General features: G+C 44.9%; 13 protein-coding genes. 3 read left to right on the top strand and 10 right to left on the bottom strand.

Features of this window, described 5'->3' with window-relative positions; translation table 11 throughout:
• Nucleotides 1-4: 4 nt before the first annotated feature.
• From BLQ60_RS05495 to rimO, 9 genes are all read right to left on the bottom strand, one after another.
• A complete protein-coding gene (locus BLQ60_RS05495) occupies nucleotides 5-511 on the bottom strand; it encodes an OmpH/Skp family outer membrane protein (protein ID WP_092617116.1) in 507 nt (168 codons plus the stop codon).
• 35 nt (nucleotides 512-546) lie between these two features.
• Nucleotides 547-3021: an outer membrane protein assembly factor BamA gene (gene bamA, locus BLQ60_RS05490; protein ID WP_092617113.1), complete on the bottom strand. Its 2475-nt coding sequence runs from the start codon at nucleotides 3019-3021 to the stop codon at nucleotides 547-549.
• A 188-nt stretch (nucleotides 3022-3209) separates the two neighbouring features.
• The gene (rseP, locus tag BLQ60_RS05485) at nucleotides 3210-4580 is read right to left on the bottom strand and encodes an RIP metalloprotease RseP (RefSeq protein ID WP_092617110.1); all 1371 of its coding nucleotides are present in this window, start codon (nucleotides 4578-4580) and stop codon (nucleotides 3210-3212) included.
• Nucleotides 4577-5785, bottom strand: a complete 1209-nt coding sequence (gene ispC / locus BLQ60_RS05480) for a 1-deoxy-D-xylulose-5-phosphate reductoisomerase (protein ID WP_092617107.1) — start codon at nucleotides 5783-5785, stop codon at nucleotides 4577-4579. The genes rseP and ispC overlap by 4 nt, the downstream gene beginning before the upstream one ends.
• Nucleotides 5785-6618 carry a phosphatidate cytidylyltransferase gene (locus tag BLQ60_RS05475; RefSeq protein WP_092617103.1) on the bottom strand — a complete coding sequence of 278 codons (834 nt, stop codon included), beginning with the start codon at nucleotides 6616-6618 and terminating at the stop codon, nucleotides 5785-5787. Before BLQ60_RS05475 ends, ispC begins: the two co-directional genes overlap by 1 nt.
• A gap of 4 nt (nucleotides 6619-6622) precedes the next feature.
• Nucleotides 6623-7372 (bottom strand): polyprenyl diphosphate synthase, encoded by a 750-nt coding sequence (gene uppS / locus BLQ60_RS05470; RefSeq protein ID WP_092617444.1) that lies wholly within the window; start codon nucleotides 7370-7372, stop codon nucleotides 6623-6625.
• Nucleotides 7373-7402: 30 nt separating this feature from the next.
• A complete protein-coding gene (gene frr / locus BLQ60_RS05465) occupies nucleotides 7403-7957 on the bottom strand; it encodes a ribosome recycling factor (RefSeq protein ID WP_092617100.1) in 555 nt (184 codons plus the stop codon).
• A 134-nt stretch (nucleotides 7958-8091) separates the two neighbouring features.
• Nucleotides 8092-8817, bottom strand: a complete 726-nt coding sequence (pyrH, locus tag BLQ60_RS05460; protein WP_092617098.1) for a UMP kinase — start codon at nucleotides 8815-8817, stop codon at nucleotides 8092-8094.
• Nucleotides 8818-8905: 88 nt separating this feature from the next.
• Complete coding sequence (rimO, locus tag BLQ60_RS05455) at nucleotides 8906-10246, bottom strand: 30S ribosomal protein S12 methylthiotransferase RimO (protein WP_092617095.1); 1341 nt, start codon at nucleotides 10244-10246, stop codon at nucleotides 8906-8908.
• 422 nt (nucleotides 10247-10668) lie between these two features.
• On the opposite strand from rimO, the gene glnL reads away from it, so the two are divergent.
• From glnL to BLQ60_RS05440, 3 genes are all read left to right on the top strand, one after another.
• Nucleotides 10669-11769, top strand: a complete 1101-nt coding sequence (gene glnL / locus BLQ60_RS05450; RefSeq protein WP_092617092.1) for a nitrogen regulation protein NR(II) — start codon at nucleotides 10669-10671, stop codon at nucleotides 11767-11769.
• The gene (gene glnG, locus BLQ60_RS05445) at nucleotides 11766-13268 is read left to right on the top strand and encodes a nitrogen regulation protein NR(I) (protein WP_092617089.1); all 1503 of its coding nucleotides are present in this window, start codon (nucleotides 11766-11768) and stop codon (nucleotides 13266-13268) included. The genes glnL and glnG overlap by 4 nt, the downstream gene beginning before the upstream one ends.
• A gap of 111 nt (nucleotides 13269-13379) precedes the next feature.
• The gene (locus BLQ60_RS05440; RefSeq protein ID WP_244515964.1) at nucleotides 13380-14045 is read left to right on the top strand and encodes an aminotransferase; all 666 of its coding nucleotides are present in this window, start codon (nucleotides 13380-13382) and stop codon (nucleotides 14043-14045) included.
• Nucleotides 14046-14143: 98 nt separating this feature from the next.
• On the opposite strand, the gene adeC is transcribed toward BLQ60_RS05440, so the two are convergent.
• Nucleotides 14144-15616, bottom strand: coding sequence for an AdeC/AdeK/OprM family multidrug efflux complex outer membrane factor (adeC, locus tag BLQ60_RS05435; RefSeq protein WP_092617085.1), 1473 nt, complete (start codon nucleotides 15614-15616; stop codon nucleotides 14144-14146).
• Nucleotides 15617-15620: the final 4 nt, after the last annotated feature.

Here is a 15620-nt window from a genome sequence, read left to right as displayed (position 1 = left end):
GTCCTTATTTCAACGTAGCATTGACCTGTTGTGTGACTTGTGAGGTGAGATCAATCGCAGGATCAAAGCTCACCACAGACTTACGATCGATAATCATGCTATAGCCACCTTGCTTGCGCAGGGCTTCGGTCGCTTGCTCGATCTTTGGGGCAAGGGTTTTGTTGATATTCGCCAAAGTATCCTGTGCTCGTTTTTGCATGCCTGTGGCATTGGCATTGAACTCATTCATCTTGGTGGCATAGTCTTGCTCAAGTTTCTGCAAGTCCGCTTGTTTCATGACTTTGGCATCATTTTGCGCTTTTTGGCGCAGTGCAGTGAGCTCTTTGGTGAGGCGCTCATGCTTTTGTTGTTGTGGCTTGAGTGCACTTTCCAAAGTCGCCATTTGCGACTTCATATAACTGGTATCTGTGGCTGCCTTTTGAATATCAACCACTGCATACTTTTCTGCAAAGGCAGCGCCAGAGCTCATCAAACCCAGCATCACTGCAGAACAAACCAAAAAGTTACGCATAATTTTCTCCTATTTATTATGGCTTCCTTGTTGTATTAGAAGGTACGACCAATTTCGAATTGAATCGATTCGGTCTCATCACCATCTTTATCATTCAATGGATACGCATAGCTGAGTGATAATGGACCAATCATGGTAATCCATGTAAAGCCCACACCCGCACTATAACGGATATCATTGACGTCAAAATCATACTCATCAGATTCGGTATCAAATACTTGACCACCTTCGATAAACATCACAGGACGGATCTGACGCGCCCAATCGCTCTTGGTTGGCATTGGCAATACTAATTCCATACCACCTTGAACTAAAGCATTACCGCCGACTTCTTCTGGATCAGAGTCTGTACCACCCGTCGCTTCATAATAGATCGACTCGTACGTTGGACCTAAAGTATTCGACTCATAACCACGTACTGAGCCATAACCACCTGCGAAGAAGTTTTTATAGAACGGTAAGTCATGACCATAACCCAATTTGCCATAACCACGTAGTACAAAACCACTGTCCCAAAGTGGCAAATAGGCTTGGGTATCATAAGTCACTTTTTGATATTCAACATCACTACCTGGCAAACCAAAGTCCACACTGGCACGGTGATACATCCCTTTAGTTGGGAATACAGGACGGTTCAGCGTATTATATGACCACGACAAGTTTAAGTTATAGGTTAAAAACTCACCTGTGAACGCACTATCATAAGTCGACAGATCCATTAATGCACCTGATGAATCAGTACAGACATAATCAGAATCTGAACCATCACCATCTAAGTCACTGCTGTCTACAACCAAACTACCACTACAATAATCTTCTGAAGCCGTTGAACGACCACCATGCGCCAACAAATAATCACGTACATAAGTCGACACATATGGTCCTGTAGTGACTTTGGTTTTATCAACACCTAACGATGCACTCACATTTTGATTTTCATCGATCGGATAACCGAAAGTCACCGAGCCACCGACCGAGTCAGTCACGTAGTTGCTGACGTTATAATCATCATCGAGCTTGGTTTTACGATAGTAGATGTTATAACCACGGCTGACGCCATCCATGGTGAAGTAGGGATCGACGATACTTAAGTTATAATAATCAAGCGTTTCCGAACGAGACAAATCAATCGAGACACGATTCCCTGTACCCATAAAGTTGGTTTGACTTAAACCAAGCTGATAGGTCACACCGCCACTTTCTGAGTAACCGACGGCAACAGTACTGGTACCCGAGTGTTGTTCTTTCACTGCCACATTGAGATCAACTTGGTCAGGTGAGTTCGGTACTCGTGCAGGGGTAATCTCAACGGTCTCAAAGAAGCCAGTACGTTCCAAACGGACTTTTGACAGATCAATTTTTTCATTGCTAGCCAGTGCGCCTTCCATCTGACGCATTTCACGGCGTAGCACTTCATCGGCGGTCTTGTTGTTGCCTGTGAAGTTGATGCGACGTACGGTAATTTGCTTACCAGGATTAATGTAATAATTCAAATCAACCGTTTTGGTTTCATTGTTAATTTCAGGAACGACGTTGACTTCGGCATAGTAATAACCTGCATTACCATACTTGCGAAGTAAGAGTTGCTTTAAACCATTTACTTTGGCTTGAGAATAGGTTTCATCAGGCTTATACAATTGCAATGCTTTTAGCTCAGCATCATCATACAGCGCATCACCTAGGAATTTTGACTCGCCAAATTTGTACTGTTCACCCTCATCAACACTCACTTCGATAAAGATACGTTTCTTATCTTCACTGATGTTGAGCTGTGAATTCAGTACTTGGAAATTAATATAACCTTCGTTCAGATATAAAGCACGTAGCGCTTCAAGACTCGCCGTCATTTTTTCTTTGGCATAGCGGTCATTACGGGTCACGATCGACGACCATGAGCTTTCTTTCACCGCAAAGGCACGTTCAATATCACTGTCTTTAAATACTGTATTACCAATGACGTTGATGTTGACGACTTTTGCCGCATCGCCTTCGTTAAATAACAGTTTTAAATCAACACGGTTATTTGGGCGAGCAACGGTCTGCACTTGCACATCGGCGTTGTAGCGACCTTGTTGCGTGTATTGTTGTTCCAGTTCATTTTCAACAGACTGTAGCGTGGCACGTTTTAGCACTTCGCCTTCGGCTAAGCCCATTTTTTTCAGCCCTTCTTGTAAGGCTTCATCGGGAATGAGTTTGTTGCCATCGAGTTCGACTTTGGCAATGATTGGGCGTTCGACCACTTTAAACGTTAGCACACCGCCTTCACGACTGGCTTGTACATCATCAAAGTTGCCAGAATCATAGAGCGCACGTACCGCATTAGCGACAGCGGTATCATCAACCTGATCGCCACTACTTACGGGAATCATGCCATATACTGATGCAGGTGTTAATCGAACCAAACCATCGATACGAATATCACTGACTTGAAAAGTCTCTGCATGTGCAGTTTGAACGATCGCCATTGCACTGACGAGCGCTAGAGGCATGAAGTAAGGAGTGTGACGCATAATGTTCATTTCCAGTCTTTTTCAGTCATTGGCTTTGTTCGAGAACGCCACCGCTATTTCAATTGCGTATAAATACATACGCTGTATTCATCTTTTGGTCTTTGATGAATCTTGCTTTGTTGTTCATCAAATTCCGAATTTTACTGCGATTTCAGCGCTCTAACGCAATGCACTTCAATCAGTACACCCTAAAACCGCATAATGTCATTAAATAACGCCAACAGCATCATCATCCCAAGCAGTGCCATGCCGATTTTCAAACCAAACATCTGCACCTGCTCTGACACAGGACGCCCACGAATCAACTCGATGAAGTAATATACTAAATGTCCGCCATCTAGCATAGGAATCGGTAACAAATTTAACACACCCAGACTGACGCTCATTAACGCCATGAACGAAAAGAATGTCTGCCAGCCCATCTCAGCACTTTGCCCAGCGACCTTGGCAATGGTAATCGGTCCTGAAATATTATCCAGCCCGATCAAGCCTCTGACCATCTTGACAATACCATTGACCGTCATCACTGAAAGCTGCCAAGTCTTATCTGCTGCACGGTACAAGGCTTCCACAGGACCATATTGAATGGTTTGCTTATAAGCATCTGGAATGACAAAGTTTTCTGCTTTGATCCCTGCGCCGATAAAGCCCGTTTCGGTACCCATCGCATCTTTACGTGCTTGTGGCATGACTTTTAAATCTAAACTTTGACCATTGCGCAGCACCGTAAAGGTCAACAGTTTCTCAGGTGACTTGCGGATATATTCCACCACCTGATACCAGTCATCAACCGCATTGCCGTTTATTGCGGTGATTTGATCACCTGCTTTCATGCCTTGACGTTCTGCAGCACCCCCAGCACTGATCTCACCAAGTACAGGTTTGATCTTTGGCTGATACGGCATAAAGCCAAGACTTTGTAATGGGGACTGTGTTTGATCTTTAATAAAATTATCGATTGGCAATTGTTTTTCTAAGGTTTGCGCTGTGCCCGATTGCTCTTGACGTTCGACTTGTACAGCGAGCGTACCACTCTCACCCATACGTTCCAGCAAAGCATAATTGAGCTTTTCCCACGTTGGCGTCGCTTGACCATCAACAGCGGTAATTTTATCACCGACACGCAAATCGACTTGCGCAGCAGGGGTTTGTTCCAAAATCCGTCCAATGCGTGTGTTCAGCTGCTCACTGGCTGGCAAATATAGCGCCCAAAACAACAGCACAGCCAGCAACAAATTGATCAATGGTCCTGCAGCAACAATCGCAATTCGTTTCCACGGCGACTGCCGATTAAAAGCCAGATGCACTTGATCTTTAGGCACATCCCCTTCACGCTCATCCAACATCCGCACATAACCACCGAGTGGAATGGCTGCAAAACGATATTGAATGCCTGATTTCTTTGAAGTCCACTGCAACAGGCTTGGTCCAAAACCAATGGAATAGACCAAGACCTTGACACCTAGTCGACGTGCCACCCAATAATGACCGAATTCATGAATCGCAATCAATGGTCCAAGCAACATCACCGCCGCAAAAATGATGAATAAAATACTCATACTGCGACTCCATGTTTTTCGACCCATTGCATTGCACATTCACGCACTTGGCGATCAACCTGCAATACCGTCTCGATACTATCGGCAATGTGTGAAGCAACTTGCAGAAGCATTTGCTCAACAAGATCGGTAATTTGCGTAAACTTGATGCGACCGTCTAAAAAGGCTTGTACCGCTATTTCATTAGACGCATTTAAAATCGTCGGTGCAGTCCCGCCCACACGCATCGCTTCCCGTGCCAAATTTAAGGCAGGAAATTTTTCATGGTCGGGCGGATAAAAATCCAGTTTTTGCACATCAAACAAATTTAGAGCCTGCACTGAAGTAGAAATACGCTCGGGCCAAGCCAAAGCATGCGCAATCGGCGTACACATATCGGGGTTACCCATCTGCGCGAGGGTCGAACCATCAATATACTGTACCATTGAATGAATAATACTTTGTGGATGAATTACCACTGTAACAAAATGTTCAGAAATTGAAAATAAATGACAGGCTTCGATCAGCTCCAGCCCCTTATTCATCAAAGTCGCCGAATCGACTGAAATCTTCTGTCCCATTGACCAATTGGGATGTTTACACGCCTGTGCTGGGGTAACGTGTTCTAATTGCGTTTGATCAAGGTTTAAAAATGGACCACCAGATGCGGTGAGTAAAATCTGAGAGACACCAAGTTGTGGCTGTTTATTTTCATGGCGATGGGAAAAATACGACTCAGGCAGACACTGAAAAATCGCATTGTGCTCCGAGTCTACTGGCAATAATAATGCGCCTGTTTTTTTTGCTTCACTGAGCATCAAATCGCCTGACATGACCAAGGCTTCTTTATTGGCGAGTAAAACTCGCTTGCCCGATTTGACCGCTGATAAGGTCGGCAAGAGTCCCGCAGCACCCACAATCGCCGCCATAACAATGTCAACATCAGGATGCGATGCAATTGCGACTAATCCACTTTCATCAAATACGATTTCAGGTAAAGGGCTTAATTTTTTTTCTGAGGCAATGGTTTTAAATTGATTGAACTGCCCGGTAGGAATGCCAACTACTTTGGGCTGAAACTGAACACATAGATCAACCAATTCAGCCATACGATGTTGTCCCGTCAGCGCATAGACCTGATAATCATCAGCATGTTCGGTTAGGATTTTTAAAGTGCTCTGTCCAATGGAGCCTGTCGCACCGAGGATCGCAACCGATTGCTTCATCAAATATCTATTCCCATAAGCTTAAACAAATACAATCCCGCAGCGAAAATTGGCGTTGCAGAAAGTAATGAGTCAATACGATCCAGCACGCCACCATGACCAGGGAAAATGCGTCCAGAGTCTTTTACCCCTGCCCGACGCTTTAGCATCGATTCCACCAAATCACCCTGCACCGAAGCTGCGACGGTAATCACAGACAAGATTAAAAACAGCACAAAAGCCATGCTACTTAGCTGTAAATACAACAACGACACCACCACCATGATCAAGGCAGACGTTGCCAAACCACCGAGCAAACCTTCTACAGATTTATTTGGGCTGACATTCGGTGCCAGCTTACGCATACCGAGTTTGCGTCCAACAAAATAAGCGCCCGAGTCTGCACCCCATACCAAGAGGAACACATACATCAACCACCATGGCGAGAATTGCCACAAAGAAATAATCGCTGTCACAGCAGCAACAATAAACACCCCACCAATGATGAGTAACGACGGGTTATACCAGCCATCATACTCAGGATAACGGCGCACCCAGTAGATGCTCACCATCCACACCAAAATCGAAGCGAACCAAAATAGAATCCAAATCTCTTGGAGGAAAAGTACAGATAAACAAGACACTGCCGCAAGCACGACACCGTAATACCATGCAGACACTGTTTTATGATTTTGCGTATCGACTTTGAGTGGCACCAATTTCAACCACTCATAACCCGCCCCCAAGGCAGCCAAAGTCATTAGTCCAATCATTGGATACGCGGAGGTACTGGCGAACATACACGCCAACACAACCACCAATAAGACCAATGCGGTGATAATCCGCTCTAACATAATTTTAATTCTCAGATGGATATTGGATGGCTTGCACTTGCTCCGATGTCTTGCCAAAGCGACGTTCACGCTGTGCAAAATCTTGTAGAATGCGATCGAACTCCTCAATTGAAAAGTCAGGCCATAAAGTTTCGGTAAAAAACAGCTCAGCATACGCCGTCTGCCACAATAAAAAATTAGATAGACGAAAATCACCACCTGTACGGATTAACACATCCACAGGAGGCAAATCACTGAGACAGGTCTGTTGATGAAACAACTGCTCATCAATCCGCTCGGGATCAAGCTGTTGCTGTTGGACTTGTTGCGCCAAGGCTTTGGCAGCCTGCGCCATGTCCCACATGCCACCATAGCTAATGGCAATGGTCAAGGTCATCGCCGTAAAGTGCGCTGACTCTTGCTCTGCATCCGCCATTAACTGCTGTAATCGAGGCGATAATTTTGCACGATCACCGATAAAACGCAGGGCAATTTGATATTTTTGCATGCGTGGCTTTTGCTCTAAGATCGTGTCTTCGAGCAATTGCATCAATAGCGCAACTTCTTGCGCTGGACGATTCCAATTTTCACTGGAAAAAGCAAATACCGTCAGCGCACGGATACCCACTGCACGGCAATGCTCCACCAAGGGATCAAGCTGATCTTTACCCGCACGATGCCCCTCGCCCGTTGCGAGTCGTTGACGCTTACCGTAGCGATTATTGCCATCCATGATGATGGCAACATGCTTGGGCAAAGTAGATACAGAAATCATTGCTTGATTCGAAATCGTGGCAGTCAAGACTTATACCTGCATCAATTCCGCTTCTTTATCTGCAAGGCGCTTATCCACCTCAGCAACGTATTTATCGGTGAGTTTCTGAATATCATCACCTGCACGGCGCTCGTCATCTTCAGAGATTTCTTTTTCTTTCAATAAGTCTTTGATATCGCCCAACACGTCACGGCGGATATTACGAATCGCCACTTTGGCATTTTCTGCTTCAGAACGTGCCAGTTTTTGCATATCACGGCGTGTTTCTTCGGTCAGCGCTGGTAGTGGCACACGGATCACATCCGCAGAGATTGGATTTAAACCCAAGTCACTTTCACGAATCGCCTTATCGACCGCAGACACCATATTTTTCTCAAACGGCTGTACCAATAAAGTACGTGAGTCATCCAAGCCAACACTTGCCACCTGATTTAACGGCACGTCTGAACCATAATACGGCACCATAACACTATTGAGCATAGATGGATGCGCACGCCCAGTACGCACTTTGGCAAAACCTTGCTCTAAGGATTCAAGGCTTTTTTGCATACGTGTTTCGCCATCTTTTTTAAGGTCATTAATCATGCTGTATTCCGTATCAAATTTTCAAAAATTGCATCATTATAAATGAATTTTTGCCGAAAAGTGTAGCCACACTTTTCGGCAATCTATTTAAACCCGCAAATACTGCGTGATCATTTTAATGATTGAAGCTCAGTTTAATTGCTAACGCGGGTACCTTCGTTTTCACCCATCACCACTGACAGCAATGCACCTGATTTGTTCATATCAAATACTTGTAACGGCACATCATGGTCGCGACATAGACAAATCGCTGTCAAATCCATCACACCGAGCTTTTCATCAAGCACTTGGTCAAATGTCAAGCTGTCATATTTCACTGCATCATCGTATTTGCTTGGGTCTTTGTTATAGACGCCGTCGACTTTGGTGGCTTTTAAGATCAATTTTGATTCGATTTCAATACCACGCAAACACGCTGCGGTATCTGTAGTAAAGAATGGATTACCTGTCCCTGCAACAAAGACACAAACCTCACCGTTATTGAGATGACGAATTGCATCACGACTCGAATACGGCTCAACCACTGTACCGATCTCAAGTGCTGACATTAGACGAGTTTTGATATTACGACGTACCAAAGCATCACGCATCGCCAAACCATTCATGACGGTCGCCAGCATACCCATTTGATCGCCTGTAACACGACCAACCAAGCCATCTTTTTGTAATTGGCTACCACGGTAGAGATTCCCACCACCAACGACGATACCGACTTGTACACCAAGTCCAACCAAATGCGCAATCGACAACGACATTTGATCAAGTACAGTGGCATCGATGCCCATTTCTTTATTACCTGACAATGCTTCGCCAGAAAGTTTCAACAAAATACGGGTGTAGCGTGGACTTTTTTCACTCATGTTTCGGCTCCAAAATTTATGTGCATACTTTTCTAAAAATCAATTCAAACTTTAATTCATGTGCTATTCGATCAAGCAATGACTTCAATCAACTCACGACTTCAATCAGCTCGGCAAACAAGTCGTATTCATCTGCATCGGTAATTTTCACACGAAGCAGATTCCCCGCTTTGATCGCATTACGGTCAATATCTTCAACAAAGACATTACCATCAATCTCAGGCGCATCGGCATATGAGCGAGCTACCGCCACTGGATACTCTGCCTCCAGCTCATCAACCAATACTGTCATGGTTTGCCCGATACGTTGCTGTAATTTCTGTGATGAAATCTCTTGTTGTAGTTGCATAAAGCGTTCAAAACGTTCTTGCTGAATTTCCTCAGGCACATGATCTGGCAAATCATTGGCGGTTGCACCCTCTACAGGTGAATATTTAAAACAGCCAACACGATCAAGTTGCGCTTCTTTCAGCCAATCGAGTAAATACTGGAAATCTTCTTCAGTTTCACCTGGGAAACCGACCACAAAGGTCGAACGAATCACCAATTCAGGGCATTTCTCACGCCAAGTCTTGATGCGCTCAAGTGTATTTTCACTGTGCGCAGGACGTTTCATCGCCTTTAACACGCTTGGACTGGCATGTTGGAATGGAATATCTAAATACGGCAAGATTTTGCCTTGTGCCATCAGGTCAATCGCCGCATCGACGTGTGGATACGGATAAACATAATGCAAACGCACCCAAATTCCGAGCTGACCCAACGCTTCACACAGATCATAAAATTTAGTTTTGAGTGGCTGACCATCCCAAAAGTCGAGTTTGTATTTGGTATCCACACCATATGCGGAAGTATCTTGGGAAATCACTAAAAGTTCTTTGACGCCAGCACGTTTCAAGGCTTGTGCTTCTTGCATCACACTACTGATCGGACGTGACACCAAATCACCCCGCATACTTGGAATAATGCAAAAGGTACAGCGATGATTACAGCCTTCAGAAATTTTTAAATAAGCGTAATGTTTTGGGGTCAGACGAATGCCTTGCTCAGGCACCAGATCGACAAAAGGATTGTGCTTCGGTTGTTGTGGCACATATTGATGCACTGCATCCATGACATCTTGGTAAGCTGCTGCACCTGTAACTTTGAGCACACTTGGGTGCATATCACGGATTTTCGCTTCATCTTTACCCAAGCAACCTGTAACGATGACTTTACCATTCTCACTGATTGCTTCACCAATCGCATCCAAGGACTCTTGTACCGCTGATTCGATAAAGCCACAGGTATTGACCACGACGAGATCTGCACCGTCGTAATTCTGCGCCACTTCATAACCCTCGGTCTTCAATTGGGTCAAAATACGCTCAGAATCTACCAGCGCCTTAGGACAACCTAAAGAAACAAAGCCAACTTTTGGGGATTTCATGACTAGACACTCCGAAACAATCGCTATATTGTAAGGTGTTTTGCCCAAGAAAAATAGCCAACATCGCCACAATACAAGCAATTCCTCACAATTGAGCGACGCAAGTAACCACCCGACTGAATGCATTAGCAATTATAAAAAATGAACTCTTTTGGTGCTGTATTTTAAATTTAATATTATTGCACTGTATTTGTGCATAAAATTCAGCTTAAATGGTCTCTATCATCTTCACTATGTTTAACTGAGCTCGCCCGTAGGTTGGGAAACACGCTAAGCGATTGCTTTTAGTGCATGTTTTTATGCATTATTCTAAAAACCCGTTTGCTTGGCTTGAAACTTGCTTAATCATCAGCAACTTAAGATTCAGCTGAATTTGTCGCCGTGGTTTTTGCGCCATTTTAATGCTTGGAAAGATTAAAAATATGGATTTGCGCACCAATATTGACTATCGATCGTTTGTCGATCACATGACCACCGCCATCTTATTGCTCAATGCGGATTTGACGGTGCATTATATGAACTCAGCTTGCGAAAGTTTGTTTGAGATGAGCTTTTTGCGTGCACACAATTTACCTGCGATCCAACTGATTGAGCTGAGCGAAGAAAGCCAAATTCGTCTTGAAGAAGTATTAAAAAAGACACTGGAAACTGCTCAACCCTACACCCATCGGGAAGCATTGCTGAATATCTCGCTCAAAGATCGTTATGTTGATTACACTGTTTCAGTGATTCCGAATGCACAGGATGCAGGATTATTATTGATTGAATTTCAACAGATTGATCGATTATTACGGATTTCCAAAGAAGAATTACACATTCAACAACATCAGATCGCACGGCAACTGATTCGTGGCGTCGCACATGAAATCAAAAATCCTTTGGGTGGAATTCGTGGTGCAACACAGCTTCTCGCCCGTAATGTCAAAGGCCCGCATATCTCTGAATATACAGATATTATTATCGATGAAGTGGATCGCCTACGCAACCTTGCAGATACTATGCTCGGTTCACGACAATTACCAAGTTATGAGCCTGTCAATATCCATGAGCCATTAGAACGTGTGCGTTCACTCGTGCTCAGTCAAACCAAAAATAAAATCAAAGTACAGCGCGATTATGACTTGTCTTTGCCTGATGTAATTGCCGATCGAGATCAGTTGATTCAGGTGATTTTAAATATTAGCGTTAATGCGGTACAAGCCATGACCGAGCATGCTGAGTTTTATCAAGAAGACACGCCTCGACTCACTTTTCGTACTCGAATTCAACGCCTCGTTACCATTCAAGGCGTGCACCATCGCAGTGCGGTACGCATCGACATAGAGGATAATGGTCCGGGTATTCCTGCTGATATTTTAGAATCCGTGTTTTATCCAATGGTCTCAGGTCGAGCCAATGGCACAGGGCTTGGACTCAGCATTGCACAAAACATTATGCGCCAACATCAAGGCATGATCGAATGCCACTCAGAAGCAGGTCAAACCATCTTTAGCTTATATTTACCTTGGGAGAATAGAACATGACACAGCACAAGATTTGGGTGATCGATGACGACCGTGCCATGCGCTGGGTGCTCGAAAAAACCTTTAAGGAAGAAGGCTTTGATGTCACCAGTTATGAAGAGGCACAATCAGCATTAGATGATCTGAACGATGCACAGCCTGATGTGATTCTCACTGACATTCGCATGCCGGGCATGGATGGGCTGAATTTTCTGTCTAAAGTCAAACACGCTTATCCCGATCTGCCTGTGATCATCATGACCGCACATTCTGATTTGGAGTCTGCTGTATCGAGTTATCAAACGGGTGCGTTTGAGTATCTACCAAAGCCATTCGATATTGATGAAGCGCTGGCATTGGTCAATCGGGCGATTTTGCACATCACCAAGTTGCAACAACAAGAAAGCGCCAAAGCACCTGTCGCACCGCCATCGACCGAAATCATCGGTGAATCCCCTGCGATGCAAGAAGTATTTCGTGCCATCGGTCGCCTCTCCCAATCGCACATTACCGTACTCATCAATGGTGAGTCTGGAACAGGAAAAGAGCTGGTTGCCCATGCGCTACACCGCCATTCTCCACGTGGCAATAAACCCTTTATTGCGCTGAATATGGCGGCAATTCCGAAAGATTTGATCGAAACCGAATTATTTGGTCATGAAAAAGGCGCATTCACTGGCGCAAACACCCAGCGTCAGGGTCGCTTTGAACAAGCCAATGGCGGTACACTATTTTTAGATGAAATCGGCGATATGCCGTTTGACACGCAAACTCGTTTACTGCGTGTCCTTGCCGATGGTGAGTTTTATCGGGTGGGCGGACACATTCCTGTGAAGGTCAATGTCCGCATCGTGGCGGCAACACATCAAGACTTAGAGCGCTTGGTGCAAGCGGGAAAATTCCGTGAAGATTTATACCATCGCCTCAATGTGATTCGCATTCACATTCCAAAATTGGCACATCGCAGTGAAGACATTCCGAAACTGGCGGAGCATTTTCTTGCCCGTGCTGCCAAAGAGCTTGCGGTCAGTCCAAAAATCCTCAAGCCTGAAACCAAAGACTATCTCAAACAATTGCCTTGGCCTGGTAATGTGCGTCAACTGGAAAATACTTGTCGCTGGCTCACAGTGATGATCACAGGTCGAGAAATTTACCCTGATGACCTACCAACTGAGCTGAAACAAATTCCACTGCAAAGCAATGCAGAAGAATCGCCAAACACACCAAGCATAGTCGGTAGTGGCAATGTTACCAGCCAACCAACTCAACCGATTATCAGCTCACAGCACTTTGCATGGGATGAATTGCTTGAGCAATGGGCGCTGGAAAAACTGCAAAATGGCGAAATGAAAATCCTCGAAGTCGCTACGCCAATGTTTGAAAAGACTTTGATTTTGGCTGCGCTGAATCAGACCCGTGGTCGTAAACGTCATGCAGCAGAACTGCTCGGCTGGGGACGCAATACGCTGACCCGCAAGATGAAAGAGCTTGGCATGGATGGCAGTGACGAAGAAGACTAATCGAAAGCGATATGGGCAGTCACTGCTAAGATTTGCCCTTTTCGCCTGAAATGTTTAAGCTAAAACCACCTGATTCAACTTTTTAACTGTTTTAATCATGGTGGTTTTCTTATGTTCCGATTTTTAAACACGTCCCAACAACAGCTCCTCCCCTTGCAAAAACTTTGTCTTGGCATATTGCTCACTTGTGGTCTGCAATCACTCAGTCACGCCACCGTTGGCGGTAAGCAATATATCGAAATCCTAGGCTATGAAGCCAAAGATCAAAAACTGTATTTCTTGCGCCACACTGAAGATGCCAGCGGTCGCCTACCCCAGCTTTATTATTTCGACTTTCAATCTAAAACGCCTGAAAAGGAAGTAGAAGTCAAATCCATTTACCCGCAAAGCAAAACGGGAGAAATTGATCATTTTTCAGATGGCAGTGATGTGGCTTTTGAACGTGCCTTAAAGCAAATTACCCGTCGTCTCGACAGGCTTTACCCGATCAATCCTGATATTTTTAAGATCAATATCAAAAAGCAGGACACCGTACAAGTCCCCGCGTGGGCAGATGCAACTCAAACCGTCGCAGAATATCGCTATGAATATAATGTTGAAAATCGTAACTATCACAGCAGCACACAAAAAGCGGTCAGCTATGCGCCTGAGCTTAATGTAAAACAAGCATTTCGTATTCCTAAGCAAGACCGCATCATCGTCACCGTGGAATATTTGGGCTTCCCAGATGAAACTATGTACACCGATGAAGATGCAGTGATCTTAAGCAAACATTAACAGCTTATCGGAACACTCATTCATTTGAGAAAAAAACAGCGATCCGAAGATCGCTGTTTTTATATGGGCTGAGCCAACTCAGAGCAACGCATCCTACATCAGTTATTGCTTGATGTAGAGTTTGATGTGGTTTGACTTTCGACTTGCGCATTTTCAGCCTGTGTTGTGGTTAGACCACCGCCAAGCGTTTTATACAGCTCGATTTGGCTATTCAAGTTCGCTTGACGTAGTGCCAATAGACCTTGCTCAGCAGAATATGCTGTACGCTGTGCATCCAATACCGTCAAATAATTGTCCAATCCCGCACGATAGCGTGCTTGTGACAATTGATAGGTTTTGTTGGTCGCTTCAACCAAACGGCGCTGCGCAGCGATGCGATCATCGATGTTGGCACGGGTTGCCAAGACGTCATTCACCTCACGAAAAGCAGTTTGAATCGTGCCTTCATAATCAGACAAGGCAATTTTCTGATCTACTTCAGAGATTTTGATATTGTTACGGCGTGTGCCCCAGTCAAAGATTGGCAAATCAATACTTGGACCAAGACTCCAGATGAATGAACCAGACTTAAACAGATCACTCATATCCGTAGAGGCATAACCAGCCGAACCAGTCAAACTAATCGTTGGGAATAGACGTGCTTTCGCTGCACCAATGTTGGCACCTGCTGCACGCAACTGATATTCCGCAGATCGAATATCTGGACGATTATTCAATAATTCACTTGGTAAGCCTGCACTGAGTGCACGATTATCAGTGATGCGTACAATCGCCGTATCAGGCAATAAGTTCGCAGGAACAGTTTGCCCGACCAAAAGGTTGAGCGCATTTTTTTGCTGTTCGATTTCTGTCTTATAGCTCGCCACATCGCCACGAGCCGTTTCAACAGAGATCTGAGACTGACGCAGTGGAATCTCACTGTCCAAACCAACATCAAAACGACGCTTGTTCAGACTATAAGAATCTTGTTGTGCTTTGAGCGTTTGCTGTGCCAATTTCAAATTTTGCTCAGCAAAAGAAATCGCCACCCAAGCCTGCGCCACTTGACCGACTAGTGACACTTGGGTTGCATCACGTGCCGCTTGGGTTGCAAAGTAGGTCTCTAATGCCGCATCTTTTAGACTGGCGACACGCCCCCAAAAATCAAGCTCATAAGAGGTCACACCCAAACCAACACTATAGGTGGTATATGGTTTGGTCACAGACAGCGTATCTTGACGCACCACACTGCCTGTCGCACCCACTGTAGGTAGTTGGTCATTACGAGCAATTTGGTACTGATATTGAGTTTTTTCAATATTCAGCGCCGCCGTGCGTAAATCACGGTTGTTGTCTAGCGCAAGTGCGATGACTTGCTCCAGACGTGGATCAGAGAAATATTCCTGATAGCCTTGTGATGCGATCGATGGCGACCCATCTTGTGCCAGTGCCGTATATTCTGTCGGAATACTTGGCTGTGCTTCAGGCACCGCAGGCTTCATGCTTTGACAGGCTGCCAATGACAGCGCAAGTACAGTCAATGCAAAACCACGTCCTGCACCTGTAACAATCGTTGCTTTAATATTGCTCATGACA

The organism is Acinetobacter marinus, from assembly GCF_900096915.1.
Lineage (GTDB): Bacteria > Pseudomonadota > Gammaproteobacteria > Pseudomonadales > Moraxellaceae > Acinetobacter > Acinetobacter marinus.
This window is presented reverse-complemented; position numbering and strand designations above follow the sequence as displayed.